Below are 23,498 nucleotides of genomic sequence, written 5' to 3' on the forward strand. Positions count from 1 at the left end.
CGCTCAGCGCGCCAGCCGCGCCAGCGCCTGGCCGGCGATGTTCAGGTCGATGGCCGCGTCGTCGCCGTCGCCCATGAACCAGGCCGCCGACAGGCCGCACCAGGCCGCGATCCATTGCAGCAGGCGCCGGGGTTCCAGGCCGGATGCGTGCGCGATCAGCGCGAAGCGGCGGTCGAAGCAGCCCGGCACGATGGCGACCGGCGGCCTGGGGTCGGCCAGATCCGGATTGCAGAAGATGTTGGCGTAGTCGAAGGCGCGCTCGCCATGCAGGCGCTTGGGGTCGATCACCAGCCAGCCGCGCTCGCCGAAGTCCAGGATGTTGTCGTGGTGCACGTCGCCATGCAGCACGGCCGGGTCGCGCGGATCGTCGAGCAGGGCGCGCGCGTGGCGGGCGCAGTCGGCCAGGACGCCGCCTTGCGCCTGCGCCATGGGCCACAGATCGACGAACCAGGATTCCAGCGTGCGCAGCGGCGGCGGGGCCTTGGCGCGCGGCGCGTGCAGGCGGGCCAGCACATCGCAGATGATGCGCGTGGCCTCGTCGTCGCGGCCGTTGCGGGCGTACTCGGCCAGCGAGCGTGTGCCGGTGGCGCGTTCCAGCAGGATGGCGTCGTCGTCATGCGCCAGCACGCGCGCCGCGCCCTGGCCGTCCCACCAGCGCATCAGCACGCCGCCTTCTCTTTCGTCCTGTTCGTGCGAGATCTTCAGCATGGCGGGCTGGCCCTCGTGCAGCACGGGCAGCAGGCGGGCTGCCGGCGTGGTGATCGGGGCGCCGACGGGCGCGAGGTTCCAGCGTTGCAGGTAAGCGTCGAACATGGGGCGGGCGGGATGAGCGGCGTGGTCGTCCATCATAGGGGAATGCGCGGCGGGGACGACGGGAGGCGCGGCGCGGTTCAGCCCGCCAGCGCCGCCGCCTTGCGCGCCACGTCCGCCACGCCGAAGCTCAGGGCCAGCGCCTGCGCGTCCAGCTCGGCCAGCGGCACCCAGCGCGCCTGGCTGGCGTCGTCGCCGGCCACCGGCTCGCCCGAGATCCAGCGGCACAGCACGGCCACCAGGATGTAGTGGCGGCGCAGCAGGCCGTCGGCGTCGTGGTCGAACACGTCGACCGCGTCGAACACCGTCAGCGGCTCGGCGGTGACGCCGGTTTCCTCGAACAGCTCGCGCGCGGCCGCGTCCTCGATGCGTTCGCCCATCTCGATCTTGCCGCCGGGAAAAGCCCAGCGCCCCTGGTCCGGCGGATTGGCGCGGCGCACCAGCAGCACCTGGCCGTCGCGGATGACGGCGGCGATGGTGGCGGGGATGGGGCGCTGGGTGTGCATGGTCAGTCCTTGGCTGCCCCGGCCTGCTTGACCAGCGGGCACGAGGATTTCGACAGGGGCATGAAGGCCTGGTCGCCCGGCAGCGTGGCCAGCAGCTTGTAGTAGTCCCAAGGCTGCTTCGACTCGGACGGCTTCTTGACCTCGAACAGGTACATGTCATGCACCATGCGGCCGTCCTCGCGGATGCGGCCGTTGGTGGCGAAGAAGTCGTTGATGGGCATGGCCTTCATCTGTTTCATGACCGCGGCGGCGTCGTCGGTGCCGGCGGCCTGCACCGCCTTCAGGTAGTGCATGACCGAGGAATACGTGCCCGCCTGGCTCATGTTGGGCATTTTGCCAAGTTTGTCGTAGTAGCGCTTGGACCAGGCGCGGGTCTGCTCGTTCAGGTCCCAGTAGAAGGCCTCGGTCAGCGTCAGGCCGGCGGCGGCTTCCAGGCCGATGGCGTGGATGTCGTTGATGTACAGCAGCAGGCCGGCCATTTTCTGGCCGCCGCGGGTCAGCCCGAATTCGCTGGCCGCCTTGATCGCGTTGACCGTGTCGCCGCCCGCGTTGGCCAGCCCGATGACCTGCGCGCGGCTGGCCTGGGCCTGAAGCAGATAAGAGGCGAAGTCCGACGAGCCCAGCGGATGGCGCGCCGCGCCCAGCACGGTGCCGCCATTGGCCTTGACCACTTCGGTGGCCGAGGCTTGCAGCGTATAGCCGAAGCCGTAGTCCGCCGTCAGGAAATACCAGCTCTTGCCGCCTTGCTCCACCGTGGCGCGCGCGGTGGTGTTGGCCAGCGACCAGGTGTCGTAGGTGTAGTGCACCGAATAGGGCGAGCACAGGTCGTTGGTGATGCGCTCGGTGCCGGGACCGCTGTAGACCACGATGCGTTTTTTCTCGCGCGCCACCTCCAGCACCGCCAGCGCCGGCGCGGAGCCGGCCACGTCCATGATGGCATCCACCTTCTGCGTGTCGTACCACTCGCGCGCGCGGGCGGCGGCGATGTCGGCCTTGTTCTGGTGGTCGGCCACCAGCAGGTCGATCTTCTTGCCCAGCACCTGGCCGCCGAAATCGGCGATGGCCATCTCGGCGGCGGTGGCGCTGCCCTTGCCGGTGACGTCGGCGTAGACGCCGCTCATGTCCAGGATCAGGCCGAGCCGGACGATATCGTCGGAGATGGCGGGGGCCTGGGCCAGCGCGGGCAGGGCGGGGATGGCGGCCAGCGCCAGGGCGGCGCACAGGCGGGTGAGCGGCCGGCGCGGGATCGCGGCCGGACGGAATTGCGGTTGGGACTTCATGGAAGGGGTCTCCTCTTGGGTGCCGGGTGTCGTCGGTCTTCGTATGGCGCCTGGGGCTGATTGCTGCGGCGCTCTGTTATTCATTCGTTCGTGTGTCTCAGCGGCCGGCCAGCAGGTCGAACTCCATCCTTACCTTGCGGAACGGAAACTCCAGCCGCGCGTAATACACCACGTTGTCGTCGATGCAGGCGTAGCGGCGCAGTTCGGCCACCGGCGAGGACACGGGAATCTGCAGCGCCTCGGCCGACTCCTGCCCCGCCTCGATCACGTTGAGCACCTGGCGCGCCTGCGTCAGGCGCGCGCCGTAGTAGCGGTCCAGCACCGGCGCCACGGTGCTTTTGTTGATCTGCGCGCGGTGCTTGCGGAACAGCGCGCTTTCCAGGAACACTTCGCTGTAGCAGAAGGGGCCGCCCTCGGTGGTGTGCACGCGACGCAGGTACTGGAAGCTGCCGTCGCGGCCGGCGTCGCAGGGCATGCCCAGCGGGTCGGGCAAGGGCAGGCCGGCCTCGGCCTCCACCAGCGACACGGTGCCCAGCTGGTTGCTCAGCTCGACCGTCTCGGCCCAGGTCTTGGGGATCAGCAGCGTGGGCGTTTCGGGCAGCTCGGCGTTGACGAAGGTGCCCGAGCCGCGCGAGCGGCGGATCAGCCCGTCCTGCTCCAGCTGGCCCAGCGCCTGGCGGATGGTGGCGCGCGAGATGCCGTAGGTTTCCACCAGCGCTTCGAGCGGCGGGATCTGCTGGCCGGGCCGCCAGCTGCGGTTCTGGATATGGCTGCGGAACAGGGCGGCCGCCTGCAGGTAGAGCGGCTGCGGGCTGTGCGAGAAGAGCTTGGGCGCGGGCATGGGCGTCGGTCGTGGGCGGGTTCGGATCAGGGGGCGGCGAGCAGGGCCTCGGCCATCTCGCGCAGCCTGTGCTTCTGGATCTTCACCGAGTTGGCGCTTTCAATGGACGGGAAGGCATCCAGCGCGGTGAAGCCGGCGGGCACCTTGAAGCCCGCCATCACGCCCTTGCAGGCGGCGGTCCAGCCCGCGGCGTCGGCCCGCGCGCCCGGTTGCAGCAGCACGAAGGCGTAGGGCACGGTCTTGTCCGCGCGCGTCGCGCCCACCACCTGGCAGGCGCGCACGCCGGGCAGCGACTCGACCACCTGCTCGATCTCGGCCGGATTGACCAGGAAGCCCGCCAGCCGCAGCGAGTCGCCCATGCGCGCCTGGAACACGAACTGCTGCTCGCTCAAGGCATAGCCCAGGTCGCCGGTCTTGAAGTAGCCGTCGTCCGTGAACGCGCGGGCGGTGGCTTCGGGATTGTCCAGGTAGCCCAGCATCAGACTGGGCGAACGGATTTCCAATTCGCCCGACTGTCCCGGCGGCAGCACGGCGCCGCTTTCCGGATCGCGCGCGCGTACCCGCGCCTCGGGATGGACCAGCGCGCCGCCCGGCAGCAGGCGCGCCGACACATCGCCCCGGGCCGGCGTCGTCGGCTGGCCGGCGGCCAGCGCCTGGAGTTCGCTCGATCCGTACAAGCCCGTCAGCGGCACGTCCTGCTGCCGCGCCAGGTCCAGCATGCCGTCCAGCGCCGGGGTGAAGCTGGCGAAGCCGAACAGCCGCGCCGACGCCAGGTCGCCGGGCGCGGCCGCGCGCATGATGCCGGTCAGGGCCTCGTTGTTGGCGTAGGTATGAGTGATGGCGTGTTCGCGAATCTCGCGCGCCGAGGCCGCCGCGTCGAACACCGGGGAGCAGACCACCGGCGCGCCTTGCGCCAGCCCGCTGACCAGCGTGGAGAAGCCGAATGCGCCGCAGAACGGCGCGCTGGCCAGCACGCGGGTGGCCGGGCCGTAGCCGAAGGCTCGCGCCACCGCCGCGCCGTGCGCCAGCAGGGTGCGCTGGTCGTGCAGCACGAACTTGGGCCGGGAAGTGGTGCCGGACGTGGTGAAGCACAGCACGCCGGCATTGGCCTGGGCGGGCGGCGGCGCGTCGGCGCAGGCGCGCAGGTCGGCGTAGCGGTGTCGGGGCAGGGCATGTCCGCCGCCGGTGGCGGTGGACGCCTCTGGCGCCGTCAACCCGGCCGCCGCAGCGTCAGGCGCGTCGATGGCGATCACGCCGCGCAGCCGCGCCAGGGCCTCGGCCGGCACGTCGTCCAGGACGCCCTGGAAGTCGATGCCCTTGAAGCCCGGCCAGAAGATCAGCCAGTCGGCCTTGCCGCGCCCCAGGATGTCGGCCACTTCCAGCGCGCGGAAACGAGTGTTGACCGCCAGCGCCAGCGCGCCCAGCCGCGCGCAGGCCAGGAAGGATTCGACCCAGGCGGCGCAGTTGGGCAGCCAGATGGCCACGCGCTGGCCGGGCTGCAATCCCAGGCGGCTCAGGCCGGCGGCCAGCGCGGCGGCGCGCGCGCGCAGCTCGGCGGCGCTGACGGCGCCGTCCGGGTCGATCAGCAGGGCGCGCGCGGGATCGGCGGCGGCCAGCGCATCCAGGTGAGCGGCGAAGGTGTCGGCAATAGCGGTGGATACGGGCACGGTGTTCATTGAAATGATTCGATGGGCGCTGGCGCGGTGGCGGATGGGGCGGAAGTCCGCCGGCGATGGTTCGAAGGATGGTGGTATCAGACTGTGGCGATCGGCGTCACCGGCGAGCCGACCGCGCCCGGCAGCCGCAGCGGCGGAGCGGTGAGCAGGAAGCGGTTGCGGCCCTGCGCGTGCAGCCAGTCGGCCAGATCCTTCAGGTACCAGAGTTCGGCCAGCGGCACGCCCAGCTTGAACAGGCAGTGATGATGCAGCGGCAGGATCGAATGGCCGGGGCCGGACGTGCGCGCGGGGTAGGCCTCGACCGCGTAGTTGTCGGCGCAGATCGCGGCCACGCCGCTGTCGGTGATCCAGTCCAGCAATGCGGCGTCGGCGCCGTCCAGCACCGCGCCCGTCTGTTCCAGGCGATGCGCGTCGGGCTTGCCGTCCATCTGCACCAGCGCCTCGGCGAAGCCGGTGCGCAGCACCAGCATGTCGCCGGGTTCCACCGCGACCCGCTGTTCGTGCATCGCGGCCTGCAACTGCGCCAGGCCGACCGGCGTGCGGCCGGTGCCGAAGGCGCGCGCCAGGTCCAGCAGCACGCCACGGCCCTGCATGCCTTTTTCCGCGTAGCGGCTGACGCTGAGCCGGCGCGCATACGAGGCGCCGGGCGGGCAGCAGGCATCGGCGCCAGGATCGCCGCCGCCCAGCACGTCCACGCCGGCGGCATAGCCGTTGTAGTACACGCGCCGGGCCTGGCCGTCGCCCTGCACGTCGAACAGCGCGCCCACGTGGCTCAGGCCGTCCCATTGCGTGGAGTATTGCAGCGACAGCGTGGCCTGGTCGTCCGACAGCACGTCGACCGCGCCTTCCTGCAGGCGCGACATCTGGAAGTTCAGGTAAGGCTGGCCGTCGCGGCGCGTGGGCGCCAGCGCCGGCGGATGGCGGCGCGGATTGAGCACGTTGCCGCCCGGCAGGTCCAGCGGCAGCGACAGGCAGAAGACCTTGCCGGCGCGCACTTCGCGCACGGCCTGCAGCACTTTTTCTTCGGTCAGCAGGTTCAGGCGGCCGATCTCGTCGTCCGGTCCGAAATCGCCCCAGGTCGATCCCTCGGGCCGGCGGGTCCAGCGTTTCATGGGCTTGTCTCCGGTCGGTTTTTCGTGTTTATATGAATATAGTACGTATTTATGTACTTTTGATCCATCGGCATTCTTCCGATTGCCGTCATCTGACGCCGGGCCGCCCCGGCGCGCGACGGCATGCGGCTGGCGGCGGGCGCGTCACGCGGCATGGCCGGCCTGGTTCAAAGTGGGTTCGCAGTGGTTTTGTATGTGCGTATCGGGCGCGCAGGCAGGCTGCGCGCATGAGACACCCGCGGCAAAGCGGGGGCAGGGCCACAGGCCCTCAAGGAGACAGACTCATGACGCAACAACAGCATGCGCGCGCCCTGCGGGCCGCATTCGCCTTCACCATCGCGGCGCTGGCCGTGGCGACGGGGCCGGCCGCCGCGGCCGGCTATCCCGAACATCCCGTGACCGTGGTCGTGCCCTATCCGCCGGGCGGCGGGGCCGATCTGTTCGGCCGCGCCATCGCCCGCGCGCTGGAGCCGGGCCTGAAACAGACCGTGCTGGTCGAGAACCGGCCGGGGGCGGGCGGCAATATCGGCATGGCCTACGTGGCGCGGGCCAAGGCCGACGGCTACACGCTGGGCCTTGGCACCATCGGCACGCAAAGCATCAATCCCTTCCTGTACGCCAACATGACCTTCGATCCGGCGCGCGACTTCGTGCCGATCGCGCTGGTGTCGACCACGCCCAACGTCATCGCCGTCAGCGCCAGGTCGCCGTACCGCACGGTGGCCGACATCATCCAGGCCGCGCGCCAGAATCCGGAGCGCAAGCTGACCTACGCCTCGCCGGGCGTCGGTTCGTCGGTGCACCTGACCGGCGCCTATTTCGAGGCCATGGCCGGCATCTCGATGCTGCATGTGCCGTTCAAGGGCACCTCCGCTTCCCTGCCGGCGGTGGCCGGCGGCCAGGTGGATCTGCTGTTCGACAACCTGCCGGGCGCGCTGGCTCAGATCCAGGACGGCGGACTGGTGCGCGGCGTGGCCGTGACGTCGGCGGCGCGCGATCCGTCCGCGCCGGCGCTGCCGACCGTCGCGGAATCGGGGCTGCCGGGCTTCGACGTGACCGCCTGGTTTGCCCTGTACGCACCGCGCGGCACGCCCGAACCCGTCGTCAGGCAATTGATCGAGGCGGCCCGCGAGGGGCTGCGCTCGCCTGATCTGGCCGCGCGCTTCGCCGCGCAGGGCGCCAAGCCCGGCGCGCTGTTCGGCCCGGAACTGGCCGCGTTCGAGCAGGACGAGCGGCGCAAATGGGGCGGGCTGGTCAAGGACAAGGGCATCACCGCGCAATGAAAAACGGCACCGTTTTGGTCACTGGCGGCAGCCGGGGCATCGGCCGCGCCATCGTCGCGCGGCTGATCGAGGACGGCTACGAGGCCGTCAATTTCAGCCGGGGCGCGCCCGAGTCCCTGTTGCCGGGCGAGACCTTCCGCTCGGTGGATCTGGCCGACGCGCGGGCGGCGGGCGAGGCCGCGCGCGAACTGGCCGCGTCGCGCCCCGTGCTGCATCTGGTCAACAACGCCGGCATGATCGAGGTCGCCGGCATCGAGGCCGTCACGCAGGACGCGCTGGCGCGCACCATGGCCGTCAACCTCGTGGCGCCCGTCGTGCTGCTGCAGGCGCTGCTGCCGGGCATGCGCGCGGCCCGCCACGGACGAGTGGTCAACATCGGCAGCCGCGCCGCGCTGGGCAAGCCTGGGCGCACGGCCTATGGCGCGTCCAAGGGCGCGCTGGCGGCCATGACGCGGACCTGGGCGCTGGAGCTGGCGGCCGACGGCATCACGGTGAACACCGTGGCGCCGGGGCCGGTGGCGACGGAACTGTTCAACGCGTCGAATCCCCCCGGCGATCCGCGCACGCGCGCGCTGGAGGCCGCGATCCCGGTGGGGCGCAGCGGTCTGCCGGAAGAAGTGGCGCACGTGGTGGCCATGTTCATGGACCGGCGCGCCGCCTTCGTGACCGGGCAGCTGATCCATGTGTGCGGCGGGGTGTCGGTGGGGGTGGCGGGGTAAGGCGGCCATGCCGCCGGCAGGCAAGCGCGGCGGGCCGGTCAGCCCATCGGCCCCAGGTGCCTTTCCATTTCCTTCTTCGACATCTTGCCGGTCGCCTGCACGGCGCCGGCGCGCTCGCGCCGCAGCATGCGCAGCACTTCCGTGGGCGCCACGCCGAAATGCGCGATGAACTTGCGTTGGAAGGTGCGGCGCGACATGCCGCAGGCGTCGGCCATGTCGTCGATCGACCAGCGGGCCGACAGTCGCGCCTCCATCTTCTGCACCAGCTCGCGGAACGGCGCGCCGGCGCGGTCCTGCAGCCGCAGGGTCTGGCTGTACTGGCGCTGGTCGCCGCCGCGGCGCATGAAGACCACCAGCCGGCGCGCCACCTGCTGCGACAGTTCGGGACCGTGGTCGCGCTCGATCAGGGCCAGGGCCAGGTCGATGCCGGCCGAGACGCCGGCCGAGGTCCAGTACTTGCCGCTGTCCACGTACAGGCGGTCGTCCTCCACCCGCAGCGCGGGGTACAGCTGGCGCAGCCGGTCGGCCGAGCGCCAGTGCGTGGTGACGACGCGGCCGTCGAGCAGGCCGGCGCAAGCCAGCAGGAAGGCGCCGGTGCAGACGCTGCAAGTGCGGCGCGTGCCGGCGTCGCGCCGGCGCAGCCAGGCGCGCGTCTCGCCATGGGCGCTGGCGCGCTCCACGCCGGGGCCGCCGGGCACCACGATCATGTCCACCGGACCATCCCCGTCTTCCGAGAAGGTGCAGTCCACCTGCATGCGCAGGCCCTGGTCCCAGGTGGCGACCACGGGTTCGGCGGCCACGGTGCCCAGCTGGTACAGCGCGGCCTCGGCTTCCTCGTTGGCGGAGCTGAACGCCTGCCAGGGGCCGGCCAGATCCAGCGGCTGGAAGCCGTCGTACAGCACGAAGACGACGCGTTTTGGCGCAATCGGCGCGATGATTGGCACGCGCGGGCCGGTTGCTCCGCATAAGCTCGGGTCTGGCTTTTCCGATGGAGCATCGTCATGCATGTCAATATTCTCTTGTTCGAAGGACTGACCCAGCTCGACATGACCGGGCCTTACGAAGTGCTGGCGAGCGCGCCGGGCTTCACTGTTGATTTTGTCGCAAAAACGCGGGACCCGGTGCGATCCGACCACGGACTGGCCTTCGTGCCGACGCGCACCCTGGCCGATGCGCCGCCCTGCGACCTGCTGGTGGCGCCCGGCGGGCCGGGCACGGATGATGCCATCATCGACGCCGAATGGGTGGATTTCACGCGCCGGCAGGGGCTGGCCGCCAGGTATGTGTTCGGCATCTGCACCGGTTCGCTGCTGCTGGGCGCGGCGGGTCTGCTGCGCGGCCGGCGCGCGTCCAGCCATTGGCGCGCGCGTGAACTGCTGTCGCGGTTCGGCGCCATTCCGAGCGACGAACGAATGTGCGTGGACGGCCATATCTACACGGCGGGCGGCGTCACCTCGGGTATAGACATGGGTTTGAGGGTGGTCGCGGATCTGTGCGGCGAGGACGTCGCCAAGCTGATCCAGCTGCAGGTCGAGTACGACCCCGAGCCGCCGTTCCCCGGCGGCACTCCGAAAACCTCGGACCCGGCCATCGTGCAGCGCTACCTGGCGCAATCGCAGGCGCGCTTCGAGAGCCGGTCGGCGAAGGTGGCGCGCGCCGCGGCGGCGATGCCGGGCTGACGGCGCGGCACGGCCGCCGCTGGCGGCGGGCAAGGGCGGCAGCGCGCCGCCCCGCGCGCCTCAGCGCGCCAGATGATCCAGCGGCAGCGGGCTTTGCGGCTTGACGGTCTGGATCGCGAAGTTGCTGCGTATGTCCTTCACGCCCGGCAGCTTGAGCAGCGTGTCCAGCAGGAAGCGTTCGTAGCCGCGCAGGTCCGGCACGACCACCTGCAACAGGAAATCGGACTCACCTGACACCAGGTGCGCGGCGATCACTTCCGGCAGCGCGCTGACCTCCTTGCGAAAGCGGGCGGCGTCGCGCTCGTGGTGGCGCTCGACCTTGACGCCCACGAACACGGTCAGTCCCAGGCCGACCTCGTCTGGCGCCAGCCGGGCCTCATAGCCCTGGATCACGCCCGCGTCCTCCAGCATGCGCACCCGGCGCAGGCAGGGCGAGGGCGACAGGCCGATCTGCTCGGCCAGCTCGACATTGCTCAGCCTGCCGTTCTTCTGCAGGGCTTCCAGGATGCGGCGGTCGTAGCCGTCCAGTTGATGCTTGGGCGATGGGTTTGGCATGGAATTGAAGAAACTGTTTTTTCGATAGTCATTCGTGCCAATAATGATAGTCTCATTGGCATGAATCGCAAGCACATGCCAGCCCGATTTTCCTAGAATGACGCCCTGCGCAGCAAGATCGAAGGAGGGCCGTCATGGCCGATATGGCGTTGTTTCTAGGGGCACTGGTGATCGTCTATGTGGTGCCGGGTCCGGACATGATCCTGTTGCTCGAAACCGGGCTGCTGCGCGGACGGGCGCCCGCGCTGGCGGTGGCGCTGGGGCTGGCGATCGCGCGCGCCGCGCACGTCACGCTGGCGGCGCTGGGGCTGGCCGCGCTGTTCCGCGCGCATCCCTGGGCCTTCGACGCGGCCCGGCTGGCGGGTGGCTGCTATCTGATGTGGCTGGGGGTGAAGCTGCTGCGCGCCGGTCCCATGTCCTACGAGGCGGGGGGCGCGGCCGACGCCGCGAAGACGACCAGCTGGCGCGGCGCGCTGATGTCCGGCGTACTGACCAATGTGCTCAATCCCAAGGCCTTGCTGTTCTGCTCGGTGCTGCTGCCGCAGTTCGTGTCGCCGGCGAGCGGTCCGGTGGGCCGGCAGTTCGCCGTGCTGGGCGTGATCCTGGTCAGCCTGGGGCTGGCGTTCGATGTGCTGTGCGCGCTGGCGGGCGGCGCGATGGGGCGCTGGCTGTCGGCCAGCCCGAAGGCGCAGAAGATCCAGAGCCTGGTCTTTGGCACCGCGCTGATCGGCTTCGGCCTGCGCCTGACGTTGGCCGAGCGGCCGGCTTGATAGCGGCCCCCCGGTACGCGCCAGCGGCTGGCGGCGTCTGGCGCCGACCGCCGCTGGCGGCCGGCGCCACGCGGCCTCAGCGCGGATCCAGCGCCAGGTCGCTGTCCTCGGGTTCGTCGACGAAGCGCGACGCGTCGCCGCGCAGCTCCTCCAGCGACATCCCCTTGGTCAGCTCCAACGCCTGGCGCTCGAACAGGCGGCGGTAGACGCCGCCGGGACGACGGATCAGCGTCTCGTGATTGCCTTCCTCGATCACGCGGCCATGGTCCATGACCAGCAGCCGGTCCAGCGCGCGCACCGTGGACAGCCGGTGTGCCACCACCAGCGTGCTGCGGCCTTCCATCAGGCGCTCCATGGCCTGCTGGATCAGCACCTCGCTTTCGCTGTCCAGGCTGGACGTGGCCTCATCCAGGATCAGGATGGGCGCGTCCGCGAGGAAGGCGCGAGCGATCGCCACGCGTTGGCGCTCGCCGCCGGACAGCTTCACGCCGCGCTCGCCCACCATCGTGTCATAGCCCTTGGGCAGGCGCATGATGAAGTCGTGCGCGCTGGCCTGCCGCGCCGCGTGCTCGATCTCGGCCTGCGTCGCGCCGGGCCGGCCGTAGGCGATGTTCTCGGCCAGCGTGCGGTGGAACAGGATGGGCTCCTGCTGCACGATCGCGATCTGACGGCGCAGCGAGGCCTGCTGCGCCTGGGCGATGTCCTGTCCGTCGATCAGGATGCGGCCTTCGTTGACGTCGTACAGGCGCTGGATCAGCTTGATGAACGTGGTCTTGCCCGAACCCGAATGGCCCACCAGCCCGACGCGCTCGCCCGGCGCGATGCGCGCCGAGAAATGCTCGTACAGTGGCGTGTCGTGCGCGCCGTAGCGGAAGGTCACGTCGTCGAAGCGGATCTCGCCCTCGGTGATGCGGATCGCGCCCGCGCCCGGCTTGTCGGCCACGCCCAGGGGCTGGCGTTCCAGCGTCACCAGTTCCTCCATGTCGTTGATCGAGCGTTGCAGGTTGCGGATGTCCGTGCCCACTTCGCGCAGATAGCCCTGCAGCATGAAGAACATGGTCAGCGCGAAGGTGATGTCGCCCACGCTGGCCTGGCCGCGCGCCCACAGCCACAGCGATGCGCCGATCATGGCGACCTGCATCAGCGCCAGCATGGCGCCCTGCACGCCGGCGTTCAGCGTGCCGCGCATCCAGGTGCGGCGGGTGCGGCGGCGCCACTTGTCGACCACGCGCGCCAGCCGCGCTTCCTCGCGCCGTTCGGCGCCGAAGGCCTTGACCACGGCGTTGCAGGTCACGGCGTCGGCCAGCGCGCCGCCCATGCGCGTGTCCCAGGCGTTGCCCAGGCGCGCGGCCGGCGCCACGTAACGCAGCGACAGCAGCGCGGTGAACGCGATATACATCACCGAGCCCAGGCCCACCACCAGCCCCATCAGCGGCCAGTGCCAGCCCAGCAGCGCGGTGGCGCCCACCAGCATCACCACCGAGGGCAGCAGGGCGATCAGCAGCGTGTCGTTGAGCTGGTCGACCGCCCACATGCCGCGCGTGATCTTGCGCACGGTCGAACCGGCGAAGCTGTTGGCGTGCCAGTCGGTGGACAGGCGCTGCACGCGGTGGAAGGCGCTGGACATCATGCCGTTCATCATGCGCAGCGTGAAGCCGATGATGCTGTAGTACACGGCCTGGCGCAGCAGCATGGCGCCCAGGCCCAACGCGACCAGCAGCCAGAATGCCGTCATGGCCGCGTGCCAGACCTGCGCGTCGCCGGCGGCGCCGGAAGCCACGGCGTCGATCAGCTTGCCGGCGTACAGCGGGGTCAGCACGTCGGCGACGGCGGCCAGCAGCGCCAGCGCCATGATGAGCGGCGTGCGCAGGGGCTGCCGGGCCCAGTGGCGGAAGGTATAGCCCAGGACATCCGTGAAGGCCTGTCCTCGTTGATTCGATTTTTTGATAGCCATATGCAATGGCCTGACGCCACGGGACGCGCCAGGAATCCTTGTGTAAAGGAGGAAAAACGACCCGGCGCCGGGTGGGCGCGGGCATTGCGTTTTGGGTTGGTGACAGGCGCGGAGGACCAGTCGCCTGATACGCGTCAGGCGATGGGTCCGCGCGGGCGACGACTTAGGAGCGTCGCGGAGACACGCGCGGGATGGCGGTATGCGGATTCATCATCTTGCGCCTCCCAGTGGTGTGTTGGATGAAGAAAAGAAAATAGGACGAATGCCCGAACGAATGATTCTATAGAACGGACACATGTGAATCAACCGCGCGCGTGGACCCTGTCGGTTTTTTTCAACGCGATCGTTGCGCGTAGGCCGCGAGGTCGGTCCAGCGCTGCCGCGTGTAGGCATGGAACGCATCCAGCACCGTCGACGGCGTGCGGCCGGCCAGGCGCGCCAGCGCATAGTGGCCGCGCCGCTCGCGGTCCGGCGCGATGGGCACTTCCCGCAGCAGGCCGGCTTCCTGCTCGCGGCGGGTCACGCTGATCACGCCGAGCAGCAGCGCGTCGCTGTCCAGCGCCAGGCGCGTCAGCGCTTCCAGGTTCTCGCAGCGCACGGTCACCATTTGTTCGGGCGCGCCGCCGGGGCCCAGGGTCTCGGCCAGCCGCAGCGAGACTTCCGGACTGAGCGAGGTGGACGCGACCGGGTATTGCCGGATCTGCGCGACGCCGACGCGCCGATGCGCCAGGATGGGATGTCCGGCCCGGCACACCAGGCCGGCGCGCAACGGCGCCAGCGGCTGCGCGTCGATGTCCGGCGCGTCGTGCAGCAGGCGCGCGTCGCAGACCAGCGCGTCGATGCGTTCGGCGCGCAGCAGCGCCAGCAGCGCATCGGTCGCGCCCAGCTCCACGCTGACGCGCACCTGCGGATGGCGCGCCGTCATATGGGCCAGCAGGGGAGACAGCAGCAACGAAGCTGGAGTGGGACTCAGGCCGATGTTGATGCTGCCGGATTCGCCGCCGTGCATGCGCTTGAGTTCGCGCTGTAGCTCGGTCTCTTCGTGGCGCATGCGGCGCGCGCGCTCCACGGCGCAGGCGCCGTAAGCGGTCAGGCGTAGCCGGCGCGTGCCGCGGTCGAGCAGCGGCAGGCCCAGCTCGGTTTCCAGGGCCTGGATGCTGCGGCTGAGCGCGGGCTGCGACAGGTTGACCGCTTCCGCCGCGCGCGAGAACGTGCCGTGTTCGACCACGGCGAGCAGGTGCTTGAGCTTCTGGAAATCCATAATTCGAACGCATGAAATGTATGAAATAAATGCATTGGAATTATAAATTGGCTCTCCGTATCATGAAGCCGCGATGGCGTCCGCAGAGGCGCCGCGCGGCGCGCGGGGCCGGCATGGCCCGGCGTCACTGTTCATGGAGACAAGATTCAAATGAAGCAGCAATTCCTGTCGGCCGCCATCCTGGCGGCCTGTGCGCACGCGGGCGTTCACGCCGCGCCGGCACCGCAATCGTCGCCCCCCGTTTCCGCCGCCGTTTCCGCCTCGCGGCCCGCCGCCAGCGGCCAGGTCACCATCCGCCGCGATGAATACGGCATGCCCCATGTCTATGCCGCCACGGTGCACGGCATCTTCTACGGCTACGGCTACGCCGTGGCCCAGGACCGGCTGTTCCAGATGGAAATGGCCCGCCGCGCCACGCAGGGCAAGACGGCGGAAGTGCTGGGGCCGTCGATGGTGGCGTTCGACAAGTCCATACGCGGCAACTTCTCGCCCGAGCGCATCCAGCGCCAGCTGGCCGCGATGTCGCCGGAAGATCGCCAGATTCTGGACGGCTACGCCGCCGGCATGAATGCCTGGATCGCGCGGGTGCGCGCCGAGCCCGGCCGCCTGATGCCCAAGGAATTCAACGACCTGGAATTCCAGCCGTCGGACTGGACCGCCTATGACGTGGCGATGGTGTACGTGGGCACCATGGCCAACCGCTTTTCCGATGCCAACAGCGAGATCGACAACCTGGCGCTGCTGACCGCATTGAAGGACCGGCACGGCGAGGCGCGGGCCATGCAGATCTTCAACCAGCTGCGCTGGATGACGGACAGCCGCGCGCCGGTCACCGTGCCGGAGGAAGAGGGCAGCTACCGGCCGGGCGTCGCCACATCGGGCGCCGCCGCCCCGGGCGCGTCGGCCTTGTCCTATGCGCTGCCGCGCTACGACGGCACGCCGCCCATGCTGGAGCGCGTGCCGCGCGATCCGCAGACGCGCGGCGTGCTGGACGGCCCGCCGGACGCGCTGCGCGAACGGCTGCTGGCGCAGTTCGCCGAGTCCGGCCAGCCGGGCATCGCGGGCTGGCCCACCACCAGCAATATCTGGCTCGTCGGGCGCGACCACGCCCGGGATGCGCGCGCCATCCTGCTGAACGGGCCCCAGTTCGGCTGGTGGAACCCCGCCTACACCTACGGTATCGGCCTGCACGGCGCGGGCTTCGATGTGGTGGGCAACACGCCCTTCGCCTATCCGAGCGTGCTGTTCGGCCACAACGCGCACGTGGCCTGGGGGTCGACGGCGGGTTTCGGCGACGACGTCGACATCTACGCCGAGAAGCTGGACCCCGCCGACCGCACGCGCTACTTCCACGACGGCCAGTGGAAACGCATGGAGAAACGCAGCGAACTCATTCTGGTCAAGGGCGGCGAGCCGGTGCTGATGGATGTGTACCGCAGCGTGCACGGCCTGATCGTCAAGTTCGATGAGTCGCAGCACGTCGCCTACGCCAAGGCGCGTGCCTGGGAGGGTTATGAGATGCAGTCGCTGCTGGCCTGGGTGCGCAAGACGCAGTCGGCCAACTGGGACCAGTGGAAGACCCAGGCGGCGCGTCACGCGCTGACCATCAACTGGTACTACGCCGACGATCGCGGCAATATCGGCTACGCGCACACCGGCTTCTATCCCAAGCGCAAGCCCGGCCACGATCCGCGCCTGCCGGTGCCAGGCACCGGCGAGATGGATTGGGACGGCATGCTGCCGTTCTCCACCAATCCGCAGGTGTACAACCCGCGCCAGGGCTTCATCGCCAACTGGAACAACCAGCCCATGCGCGGCTATCCGTCCACCGACCTGTTCGCCATCGTCTGGGGCCAGGCCGACCGCTACGCCGAGATCGAGACGCGCCTGAAGGCCATGACCGCGCAGGGCGGCCGGGTCAGCCCGCAACAGATGTGGGACCTGATCCGCACGACCAGCTACGCCGACGTCAACCGTCGCCACTTCCTGCCCTTCCTGCAACGCGCGGTGGCGGGGCTGCCTGCCGGCGACGAGCGCGCGCGGCTGGTGGCCGGGCTGGCGGCCTGGGACGGCATGAACACCGCCGAGCGCACGCCGGGCTACTACGACAACGCGGGGCCGGCGGTGATGGATGCCTGGCTGCGCGCCATGCTCAAGCGCACGCTGGCCGACGCGATGCCGGCCGAGTTCTTCAAGTGGTACAGCGCCACCGGCTATCCCACCACGGCCGCGCCGTCCACGGGCTCGATCAACCTGACCGTGGGCGTGAAGGTCCTGTTCAATGCGCTGGCCGGGCCGGACGCCGGCGTGCCGCAAGGCTACGACTTCTTCAACGGGCAGCGACCCGAGACGGTCACGCTGGCGGCGCTGGACGATGCGCTGGCCGCGCTCAAGCAGGCCTACGGGCCCGACCAGGCGGCCTGGAAAGTGCCCGCCGGCCCCATGGTCTTCGCGCCCAAGAACTTCCTGGGCGTGCCCCAGGCCGATGCCAAGGCCACGCTGACCTATCCGGTCGCGCAGAACCGGGGCACCGAGAACAACATGACCGTGTTCGACGGCAGGACGGTGCGCGCGGTGGATGTGGTCGCGCCGGGGCAGAGCGGCTTCGTGGCGCCGGACGGCGCGCTGTCGCCGCACGCCCGCGACCAGCTCGACCTGTACACGGGCTTCGGCAGCAAGCGGGTGTGGTTCACGGACGCCGAGGTCCGTGAGCACGCTAGGTCGACAGAGACGTTGCGCTACTGAGCGCCTGTCCGCCCTGGCGCCGGGCCAGCCGCGCGTACAGCCCCTGCCCGCGCAGCAGCTGTTCGTGCGTGCCGGCCTCGGCCAGCGCGCCCTGGTCCAGCACCAGGATCAGGTCCGCATCGCGGATGGTGGACAGCCGGTGCGCGATCACCAGCGTGGTGCGATGGCGCATCAGCGTGTCCAGCGCGCCGCGCACCTGCATCTCGGACAGCGTGTCCAGCTGCGAGGTGGCCTCGTCCAGGATCAGCACCGGCGCGTTCTTCAGGAACGCCCGCGCGATCGAGATGCGCTGGCGCTGGCCGCCCGACAGCTGCATGCCGCGTTCGCCGACGCGGGTGCGCAGGCCGTCGGGCAATGCCTTGACGAAATCCGCCAGCGCGGCCTGTTCCAGCGCCCGCTGGAGTTCCTCGCGGCTGGCCTCGGGGCGGGCCAGCAGGATGTTGCCCTCCAGCGTGTCGTTGAACAGGTAGGTGTCCTGAGTGACCAGCGCGACCCGCTCGCGCAGGCTGTCCAGCTTCAGGCCGCGCAGGTCGGCGCCGTCCAGCCGGACCGCGCCCGATTGCGGATCCCAGAAGCGCAGCAGCAGGCTGGCCACGGTGCTCTTGCCCGCGCCGGACGCGCCCACCACGGCCACCGTGGCGCCGGCGGGCACGGTGAAACTCAGGTCCTTGAGCGTGTTGTCGCGCTTGCCGGGATAGGCGAAGCTGACGTGCTCGAAGGCCAGCGACAGGCCCTGCGTCGAGACCGGCGCGTCCGCCGGCCCATCGTTCACCGGCACCGGTTCGTGGCTGACCACGTGCAGCCGGCGCGTGGCGGCGATGGTGTCGGCCAGCTGGCGGCTGACCTGCGAGATCTCCGATACCGGCAGGAAGGTGGCCAGCGCGATCAGCACCAGCAGCGGCAGCATGCCGGCCGACAGCGTGCCGGCGGCGACCTGCAGACCGCCGGTGACGGCCACGGCCAGTCCGCCCAGGCCGGCGGCCAGTTCGAAGTTGGCGTTCTGCCGCGACAGGTCGCGCTGCATGGACAGCCGGCGTTCGCGATAACGGTCGGCGGCCTGCAGGAACTCGTCGCGGCGGCGGCCGGTAGCCTGGAAGGCCGTCAGGTCGGCCAGGCCCTGGATGGTGTCGGCGGTGTGGGCGCTCATCTCGCCCAGCGCCTGGCGGGCGCGGTCGCCCAGCGCGTCGATGCGGCGGCGGCCGCGCACCGGCGACAGCAAGGCATAGGCCAGGAAGGGCAGCAGGGCCAGCGCCACCGGCCAACTGTAGAACGCCAGGAAGCCCAGCACCGACAGCGGCACCGCCAGCGAGACGATGGCCGGGGCGATGGTGTGCGCGTAGAAGTACTCGACCATCTCGATGTCCTGCGTGGCCAGCGCCACCAGGTCGCCGGAGCGGCGTTGCAGCAGGTAGGCGGGCGCCAGCCGTTCGAGCTTGTCATAGAGCTTGACGCGCATGTCGGCCAGCAGCCGGTACGCCATCGCATGCGCCAGCCAGGATTCGAGCCAGTGGAACAGCGCGGCCAGCGGCGCGGTGGCGAGCAGGGCGATGATCAGCGCCTGGATTTCGCGGCCGTCGCGGATGGCGGCCACGACCAGCGCGCTCAGCACGCCCACGCCGATGAAGGCGGCCACGCGCGCCACGCCCAGCAGGATGGTGGCGACCAGCGTGCCGCGCCAGGGCCGCACCACCGACAGCAGCGTGCCCAGCGTGTCGCGCCAGCCCACCTGGGCGGCGTCCGCGTCGAGCGGGCGCGCGTCGGGGGCTTGCGGATTGTCCAGGTCCGGCTCGTCCCGGCCATCTTCGCGCGGGTCACGCGTGACAGTGGTGGACACAGGCGTCGACGCCGAGACGGCGGGCGAGGGCGCGGCGCCGGCGTGGCCGGTCAAGGTCTGGGCGCGCGCGACGCCGGCGTCCGCCATGTCGGTCCGCGCGTCGGCCTGCGCATCGGCCTGCACATCGGCTTGCGCGTCGGCCGGACGCGCCAGCGTCGCAGCCTGTTCGCGCATCAGCCGGTGATACAGGCCGCCCTGGCGCATCAGTTCGGCATGGCTGCCGGACTCGACCACGCGGCCCTGGTCCAGCACCAGGCAGCGGTCGGCGCCGATCACGCTGGCCAGCCGGTGCGCCAGGATCAGCGTGCTGCGGCCTTCCATCAGCCGGTCCAGCGCCTGCTGGATCAGCGCTTCGTTCTCGGCGTCGACCGAGGACAACGCCTCGTCCAGGATCAGGATGGGCGCGTCGCGCAGCAGCGCGCGGGCGATCGCCAGGCGCTGGCGCTGGCCGCCGGACAGTTGCAGCCCGCGTTCACCGATGCGGGTGGCGTAGCCGTCGGGCAGCGCCATGATGAAGTCGTCGATGTTGGCGGCGCTGGCGGCCGCGCGCAGCTGCTCGCGGCTGGCGTCGGGGCGGCCCAGGCGCAGGTTGTCCTCGATGGTGCCGTGGAACAGCATGATGTCCTGGCTCACCAGCGCGATCTGCGACAGCAGCGTGTCGGCGTCGAGCTGGTTCAGGTCATGTCCGCCCACGCGCACCGTGCCGGACTGCGGCACGCACTCGCGCAGCAACAGGCGCACGATGGTGGACTTGCCGGCGCCGCTGGGACCCACCACGCCGACCCGTTCGCCGGCGGCGATGCGAAAGCTCAGGCCCCGGTGCGCGGGCCGTTCGGGCGTGTAGGCGAAGGCGACGTTGTCGAATTCGATGGTGGGCGCGAGCGTGGCGGGGGTGGCCCTGTCGGCGGACAGCGGCGGGGTCAGCGGCCGCGCGTCCATCAGCATGTGGATGCTGGCGGCGGCCGACTGGCCCAGCATGCCCTGGTGCAGCACCGAGCGCAGGTCGCGCAGCGGACGGAAGATCTCGGTGCCGGCCATCAGCACGATCAGCAGCGCTTCCACGCTCATGTCGCCGGCGGCCACGCGCCAGGCGCCCAGCGTCAGCGCCAGCGCGGCGCCCAGGGCCACGCCCAGGTCGGTGATGCCGCGCGTCAGCAGGCTCACCGACAGCACCCAGAAAGTGTTGTCCGAGAGCTTGCGCGCGCGCTCGGCCAGGCGCTCGCCCCAGGCCTTGCCCTGGCCATAGGACTTGAGCGTGGGCAGGCCCTGCATGGCGTCCAGGAAGTCCTCGCCGAACTCGTTCAGCGAGCGGGTGCGCGCCAGGCTGGCGCGGCGGTCCAGCATGTGCACGGCCATGGGGCCGGCCAGCGCGAACAGCGCCGCCGCCAGCAGCACCAGCGCCGTGGGCACGTCCCAGAACGCGATCACGGCGAAGATGGCGAAGGGCGCGGCGGCGGCGATGGCCAGCTGCGGCAGGTACTGACCAAAGAAGGTCTGCAATTGCTCGACGCCGTCCACCACGGTCAGCATCACCCCGCCGGTGCGCTGGCGCGCGAACCAGGCCGGTCCCAGCGCCACGATGCGGTCGTACAGCCGGCCGCGCAGCGACAGCTGGATGGCGGCCGAGGCGCGCTGCGCCTGCACCGTGCGCCAGTGGTCGAGCTGCGAGCGCAGCAACACCATGAGCGCCGCGCCGGCGGCCGGCCAGGCCCAGTCGTTCCAGGGCGCGCCGTCGAACACGCGCGCCAGCATCAGGCCCAGGAAGACATAGCGGGCAATGCCCGCCGCCAGCGCCAGCAGGCCCAGCAGGATGCCGCCCGCCATGCCGGCGCGCAGGCCGCGCGTCAGGCGCCAGAGTCTCGCGTCGAAATACATATCGATGTTCCTTCGTTGTCCTTCGTATGAGCGACCGGATCGCCCGCGCGATGCGTGCCAGGATACGGTCCATGCGGCTCATGGTCCCCGATCGCGCGCGAACGAGAAAGCGATGGTTTTTCAATACACAGTTGAGATAAACTCAACCCATGCCCGACTTGCCCACCCATACCCCGCCGCTGGCGGCGCTACGCGCCTTCGAGGCCGTCGCCCGGCTCGGCAGCCTGAGTCGCGCCGCGGTCGAGCTGAACGTCACCAAAAGCGCGGTCAGTCATCAGTTGCGGGCGCTGGAATCGGACCTGGGCGCCACGCTGCTGCACCGGGGCGGTACCCTGCGGCGGGCCCAGGTGACCGAGGCCGGCGCTACTTTGCTTGTATCCGTACAGCAGGCTTTGACCCTGCTGGAGACCGCCTGCCGCAACGTCCGCGTGGCCGTGCGCAGCAAGCGGCGTCATAGCCTGAACCTGTCGGTCAACCCCTCGCTGGCCGCGCTGTGGCTGGCGCCGCGCATCGGCCGCTTCATCGAGCTGCATCCGGACATCGATGTGCAGGTATTCCTGCACGCCAGCCAGGATCCGGCCTGGAAGGCCCAGGACATCGACCTGGCCTTCCTGCACGTGCGCGAGCACGGCCCGCACCTGCCGCAGCCCGGCGACATCCGGCTGATGAGCGAGACCGTGGTGCCGGTGTGCAGCCCGGCGCTGGTGCCGCCCGGCGAGCGCGATGATCCGCGCGTCTTCGCGCGCCACCGCTGGCTGGAGGAAAAGCACGTCGACAGTCCCGAAACGTCCTGGGACACCTGGAGCGCCCGGCTGGGCCTGGATCCGTCGGAGCGGCAGGAGCCGCTGGTCCTGAGCGGATTGAGCACCGTGGTGGCCGCCGCCGCGGCGGGGGTGGGCATCGCGCTGGGCCGCGCGCCGCTGGTCGACGAGGAACTGGCCAGCGGCAGGCTGGTGCCCTTGATGCCGCGCCTGAAGCTGGCCGGATCCTGGGGCTATGTGATGCGCATGCAGCCCAACCGGCCGATGGACGCGGCGCTGCCGGCGCTGGTGGAATTCCTGGCCGAGGAAGGGCGCAGTCCCGGGGCATGGCAGAATCTGGCGCAGGAAGCAGGCTGATCCTGGCGCGCCGGCGGCGCCGGCGCCACGAACAGAAGGAGAAAGCGCATGACGCGATTGACGAAGGGGCTGTCGGTATTGGCCCTGGCCTTGTTTTTCAGTCCGCTGGCGCAGGCCGACAGCGCCTACCTGCAGGTCGTGCAGGCCGTGGCGGGCAAAGGCGAGGCGGGGCAGGGCGAGTATGTCGACGTGACCTTCACGCCGGGCAGCCGTGGTCCGCTGGCGGAGTTCACGCGCACGCGCGTCGGCAAGCGGGTCGAGTTCCGCGTCGATGACCGGGTCCTGACGGTGGTGACGGTGCAGGGCGCCATCGACACGTCCGGCCTGCGCATGTTCGGCGGGGGCCAGGGCTTCGGCGGCAAGTCGGCCGAGGACATCGCGCGCATCCTCGAGCCCGGCACCTACGTCGAGGTCGCCGACGTCGGCAAGCCGGATCAGGACCGCGTGCTCAACCTCGACGCCGGCGTCCCCGCCGACGCCACATCGGCTGACACGCCGGCGCGCAAGCGCACGACCCGCCAATAAGGCTGATCCGTTTCCGGCGGCCGCGGGGCGCGACCGGAACACTGATAAATAGAGGCAAGCCGTGATCCATCCCGAAGCTGTTCTGCGTCTGGCCGCGCTGCTGACGCCCCTGTGCCTGATCTTGTCGGCCTGCGTCACGGCGAAGGCGACGTCCGCGCCCGCCTGCGGCGATTTCCTGGACAAGCAGGGCGACAAGCCCGCCTACATCGAATACCAGGGCTGTCACTCGGAATACGAAGGGCAGGGCAAGCCGCTGGTGGCGCGTTACCGGCTGGACGGAACCCACGCGGCCGAAGCCGAGGACTTCCTGCGCCGGCGCTACGGCATCCAGCCTTTGCGCTTTGTGTGCTGCGGTTGGGAGTCGACGCCGCATTCCTGGGTGGATGACGGCCATGCCTGGAACCTAGTGTTCGCGTCGGAGGAAACGCTGTTGTCGGCGCGCGCGCAGTGGTCGCGCATACCGACCTTCCATATCCGCGCGGAGCAGTACACCGAGGAGCCTTGACGACGTGCTATTTCACCGCGGCGGAATCGGCGTCGGAAAATCGGAATATCTCGGTGTATAGCGGTTCGTTCCAATAGTTCAGCCGTCCCGCCAGTTCCTCGCGCGCGCCCTTGTAGTGTGAATTGAGACAGTATTCACCTGACAGTTGACCGCGTTGGGGCGTGGTCATACGACCCCAAGCCGGGTTATGAAACGGGTACCCCTACCTGTTGCATGATCCGGAGAGTACGTATGACCACGGAAGAAAAAGTAGCACGTCGCAAACTCAGTCTGTTGGACTTGGCCCAGGAACTGCGCAATGTCAGCAAGGCATGCAAGGGCATGGGTTACAGCCGCCAACAGTTCTATGAGATTCGCCGCAACTATCAGACGTTTGGCTCGGCAGGACTGCTCGATAAACTGCCTGGAGCTCGGGGCCCGCACCCGAACCGCGTGGCGCCGGAGATCGAG

The 23,498-nt window shown here is 70.0% G+C and carries 20 protein-coding genes; 9 read left to right on the top strand and 11 right to left on the bottom strand.

Going from position 1 to position 23,498, the window contains the following annotated elements; translation table 11 throughout:
- Window positions 1–3 precede the first annotated feature (3 nt).
- The 6 genes from ACEU5R_RS06110 to ACEU5R_RS06135 form a co-directional block, all read right to left on the bottom strand.
- A complete protein-coding gene (locus ACEU5R_RS06110; protein WP_392409513.1) occupies window positions 4–813 on the bottom strand; it encodes an aminoglycoside phosphotransferase family protein in 810 nt (269 codons plus the stop codon).
- 77 nt (window positions 814–890) lie between these two features.
- Window positions 891–1,316, bottom strand: a complete 426-nt coding sequence (locus ACEU5R_RS06115) for an NUDIX hydrolase (protein ID WP_103274956.1) — start codon at window positions 1,314–1,316, stop codon at window positions 891–893.
- Between the two features lie 2 nt (window positions 1,317–1,318).
- Window positions 1,319–2,596, bottom strand: a complete 1,278-nt coding sequence (locus ACEU5R_RS06120) for an ABC transporter substrate-binding protein (RefSeq protein ID WP_103274955.1) — start codon at window positions 2,594–2,596, stop codon at window positions 1,319–1,321.
- A gap of 97 nt (window positions 2,597–2,693) precedes the next feature.
- Window positions 2,694–3,437, bottom strand: coding sequence for a GntR family transcriptional regulator (locus tag ACEU5R_RS06125; RefSeq protein ID WP_103274954.1), 744 nt, complete (start codon window positions 3,435–3,437; stop codon window positions 2,694–2,696).
- 26 nt (window positions 3,438–3,463) lie between these two features.
- On the bottom strand, window positions 3,464–5,113 hold the full coding sequence (locus tag ACEU5R_RS06130; RefSeq protein WP_392409488.1) for an AMP-binding protein: 1,650 nt from the start codon (window positions 5,111–5,113) through the stop codon (window positions 3,464–3,466).
- Between the two features lie 77 nt (window positions 5,114–5,190).
- Window positions 5,191–6,225, bottom strand: a complete 1,035-nt coding sequence (locus tag ACEU5R_RS06135; protein WP_392409490.1) for a cyclase family protein — start codon at window positions 6,223–6,225, stop codon at window positions 5,191–5,193.
- Window positions 6,226–6,509: 284 nt separating this feature from the next.
- Between ACEU5R_RS06135 and ACEU5R_RS06140 the strand changes: the two genes are divergently transcribed.
- Both ACEU5R_RS06140 and ACEU5R_RS06145 read left to right on the top strand, forming a co-directional pair.
- Entirely contained in the window at window positions 6,510–7,508 is a 999-nt protein-coding gene (locus ACEU5R_RS06140) for a Bug family tripartite tricarboxylate transporter substrate binding protein (RefSeq protein WP_392409492.1), read from the top strand.
- Complete coding sequence (locus tag ACEU5R_RS06145; RefSeq protein WP_103274947.1) at window positions 7,505–8,227, top strand: SDR family oxidoreductase; 723 nt, start codon at window positions 7,505–7,507, stop codon at window positions 8,225–8,227. Before ACEU5R_RS06140 ends, ACEU5R_RS06145 begins: the two co-directional genes overlap by 4 nt.
- 38 nt (window positions 8,228–8,265) lie before the next feature.
- Here the strand turns inward: ACEU5R_RS06145 and ACEU5R_RS06150 are convergent, their stop codons facing one another.
- Entirely contained in the window at window positions 8,266–9,162 is an 897-nt protein-coding gene (locus ACEU5R_RS06150) for a GlxA family transcriptional regulator (protein ID WP_233772908.1), read from the bottom strand.
- Window positions 9,163–9,228: 66 nt separating this feature from the next.
- Here ACEU5R_RS06150 and ACEU5R_RS06155 point away from each other — a divergent pair, with 66 nt between their 5' ends.
- A complete protein-coding gene (locus ACEU5R_RS06155; RefSeq protein ID WP_103274945.1) occupies window positions 9,229–9,906 on the top strand; it encodes a DJ-1/PfpI family protein in 678 nt (225 codons plus the stop codon).
- 60 nt (window positions 9,907–9,966) lie between these two features.
- On the opposite strand, the gene ACEU5R_RS06160 is transcribed toward ACEU5R_RS06155, so the two are convergent.
- On the bottom strand, window positions 9,967–10,461 hold the full coding sequence (locus ACEU5R_RS06160) for an Lrp/AsnC family transcriptional regulator (RefSeq protein WP_103274944.1): 495 nt from the start codon (window positions 10,459–10,461) through the stop codon (window positions 9,967–9,969).
- A 134-nt stretch (window positions 10,462–10,595) separates the two neighbouring features.
- On the opposite strand from ACEU5R_RS06160, the gene ACEU5R_RS06165 reads away from it, so the two are divergent.
- Entirely contained in the window at window positions 10,596–11,231 is a 636-nt protein-coding gene (locus ACEU5R_RS06165) for a LysE family translocator (protein WP_103274943.1), read from the top strand.
- Between the two features lie 76 nt (window positions 11,232–11,307).
- Here ACEU5R_RS06165 and ACEU5R_RS06170 read toward each other — a convergent pair whose 3' ends face one another.
- Window positions 11,308–13,185, bottom strand: a complete 1,878-nt coding sequence (locus ACEU5R_RS06170) for an ABC transporter ATP-binding protein (protein ID WP_103274941.1) — start codon at window positions 13,183–13,185, stop codon at window positions 11,308–11,310.
- A 334-nt stretch (window positions 13,186–13,519) separates the two neighbouring features.
- A complete protein-coding gene (locus ACEU5R_RS06175) occupies window positions 13,520–14,446 on the bottom strand; it encodes a LysR family transcriptional regulator (protein WP_392409496.1) in 927 nt (308 codons plus the stop codon).
- A gap of 150 nt (window positions 14,447–14,596) precedes the next feature.
- Between ACEU5R_RS06175 and ACEU5R_RS06180 the strand changes: the two genes are divergently transcribed.
- Window positions 14,597–17,191, top strand: a complete 2,595-nt coding sequence (locus tag ACEU5R_RS06180; RefSeq protein ID WP_392409498.1) for a penicillin G acylase — start codon at window positions 14,597–14,599, stop codon at window positions 17,189–17,191.
- Here ACEU5R_RS06180 and cydC read toward each other — a convergent pair.
- Window positions 17,163–20,900 carry a thiol reductant ABC exporter subunit CydC gene (gene cydC / locus ACEU5R_RS06185; protein WP_392409500.1) on the bottom strand — a complete coding sequence of 1,246 codons (3,738 nt, stop codon included), beginning with the start codon at window positions 20,898–20,900 and terminating at the stop codon, window positions 17,163–17,165. The genes ACEU5R_RS06180 and cydC overlap by 29 nt on opposite strands.
- Before the next feature lie 149 nt (window positions 20,901–21,049).
- Here cydC and ACEU5R_RS06190 point away from each other — a divergent pair, with 149 nt between their 5' ends.
- The 4 genes from ACEU5R_RS06190 to ACEU5R_RS06205 form a co-directional block, all read left to right on the top strand.
- The gene (locus ACEU5R_RS06190; RefSeq protein ID WP_392409502.1) at window positions 21,050–22,018 is read left to right on the top strand and encodes a LysR substrate-binding domain-containing protein; all 969 of its coding nucleotides are present in this window, start codon (window positions 21,050–21,052) and stop codon (window positions 22,016–22,018) included.
- Window positions 22,019–22,066: 48 nt separating this feature from the next.
- Window positions 22,067–22,543, top strand: a complete 477-nt coding sequence (locus ACEU5R_RS06195; protein ID WP_392409504.1) for a hypothetical protein — start codon at window positions 22,067–22,069, stop codon at window positions 22,541–22,543.
- A gap of 61 nt (window positions 22,544–22,604) precedes the next feature.
- Window positions 22,605–23,048 (top strand): DUF4952 domain-containing protein, encoded by a 444-nt coding sequence (locus ACEU5R_RS06200; RefSeq protein ID WP_392409505.1) that lies wholly within the window; start codon window positions 22,605–22,607, stop codon window positions 23,046–23,048.
- 231 nt (window positions 23,049–23,279) lie between these two features.
- Window positions 23,280–23,498, top strand: a 219-nt coding sequence (locus ACEU5R_RS06205) for a helix-turn-helix domain-containing protein (RefSeq protein WP_392409507.1), incomplete at its 3' end; no start/stop codon positions are given.

It is taken from the genome of Achromobacter sp. 413638 (assembly GCF_043119405.1).
In the GTDB taxonomy this organism is placed as follows: Bacteria; Pseudomonadota; Gammaproteobacteria; order Burkholderiales; family Burkholderiaceae_B; genus Achromobacter.

Bases quoted from the DNA above. Each gene is read 5' to 3' on its own strand.
- ACEU5R_RS06170 (WP_103274941.1), bottom strand. From the start codon at position 13,185: ATGGCTATCAAAAAATCGAATCAACGAGGACAGGCCTTCACGGATGTC.
- ACEU5R_RS06115 (WP_103274956.1), bottom strand. From the start codon at position 1,316: ATGCACACCCAGCGCCCCATCCCCGCCACCATCGCCGCCGTCATCCGC.
- ACEU5R_RS06175 (WP_392409496.1), bottom strand. From the start codon at position 14,446: ATGGATTTCCAGAAGCTCAAGCACCTGCTCGCCGTGGTCGAACACGGC.
- ACEU5R_RS06120 (WP_103274955.1), bottom strand. From the start codon at position 2,596: ATGAAGTCCCAACCGCAATTCCGTCCGGCCGCGATCCCGCGCCGGCCG.
- cydC (WP_392409500.1), bottom strand. From the start codon at position 20,900: ATGTATTTCGACGCGAGACTCTGGCGCCTGACGCGCGGCCTGCGCGCC.
- ACEU5R_RS06190 (WP_392409502.1), top strand. From the start codon at position 21,050: ATGCCCGACTTGCCCACCCATACCCCGCCGCTGGCGGCGCTACGCGCC.
- ACEU5R_RS06145 (WP_103274947.1), top strand. From the start codon at position 7,505: ATGAAAAACGGCACCGTTTTGGTCACTGGCGGCAGCCGGGGCATCGGC.
- ACEU5R_RS06110 (WP_392409513.1), bottom strand. From the start codon at position 813: ATGTTCGACGCTTACCTGCAACGCTGGAACCTCGCGCCCGTCGGCGCC.
- ACEU5R_RS06160 (WP_103274944.1), bottom strand. From the start codon at position 10,461: ATGCCAAACCCATCGCCCAAGCATCAACTGGACGGCTACGACCGCCGC.
- ACEU5R_RS06155 (WP_103274945.1), top strand. From the start codon at position 9,229: ATGCATGTCAATATTCTCTTGTTCGAAGGACTGACCCAGCTCGACATG.
- ACEU5R_RS06125 (WP_103274954.1), bottom strand. From the start codon at position 3,437: ATGCCCGCGCCCAAGCTCTTCTCGCACAGCCCGCAGCCGCTCTACCTG.
- ACEU5R_RS06130 (WP_392409488.1), bottom strand. From the start codon at position 5,113: ATGAACACCGTGCCCGTATCCACCGCTATTGCCGACACCTTCGCCGCT.
- ACEU5R_RS06180 (WP_392409498.1), top strand. From the start codon at position 14,597: ATGAAGCAGCAATTCCTGTCGGCCGCCATCCTGGCGGCCTGTGCGCAC.
- ACEU5R_RS06165 (WP_103274943.1), top strand. From the start codon at position 10,596: ATGGCCGATATGGCGTTGTTTCTAGGGGCACTGGTGATCGTCTATGTG.
- ACEU5R_RS06140 (WP_392409492.1), top strand. From the start codon at position 6,510: ATGACGCAACAACAGCATGCGCGCGCCCTGCGGGCCGCATTCGCCTTC.
- ACEU5R_RS06195 (WP_392409504.1), top strand. From the start codon at position 22,067: ATGACGCGATTGACGAAGGGGCTGTCGGTATTGGCCCTGGCCTTGTTT.
- ACEU5R_RS06135 (WP_392409490.1), bottom strand. From the start codon at position 6,225: ATGAAACGCTGGACCCGCCGGCCCGAGGGATCGACCTGGGGCGATTTC.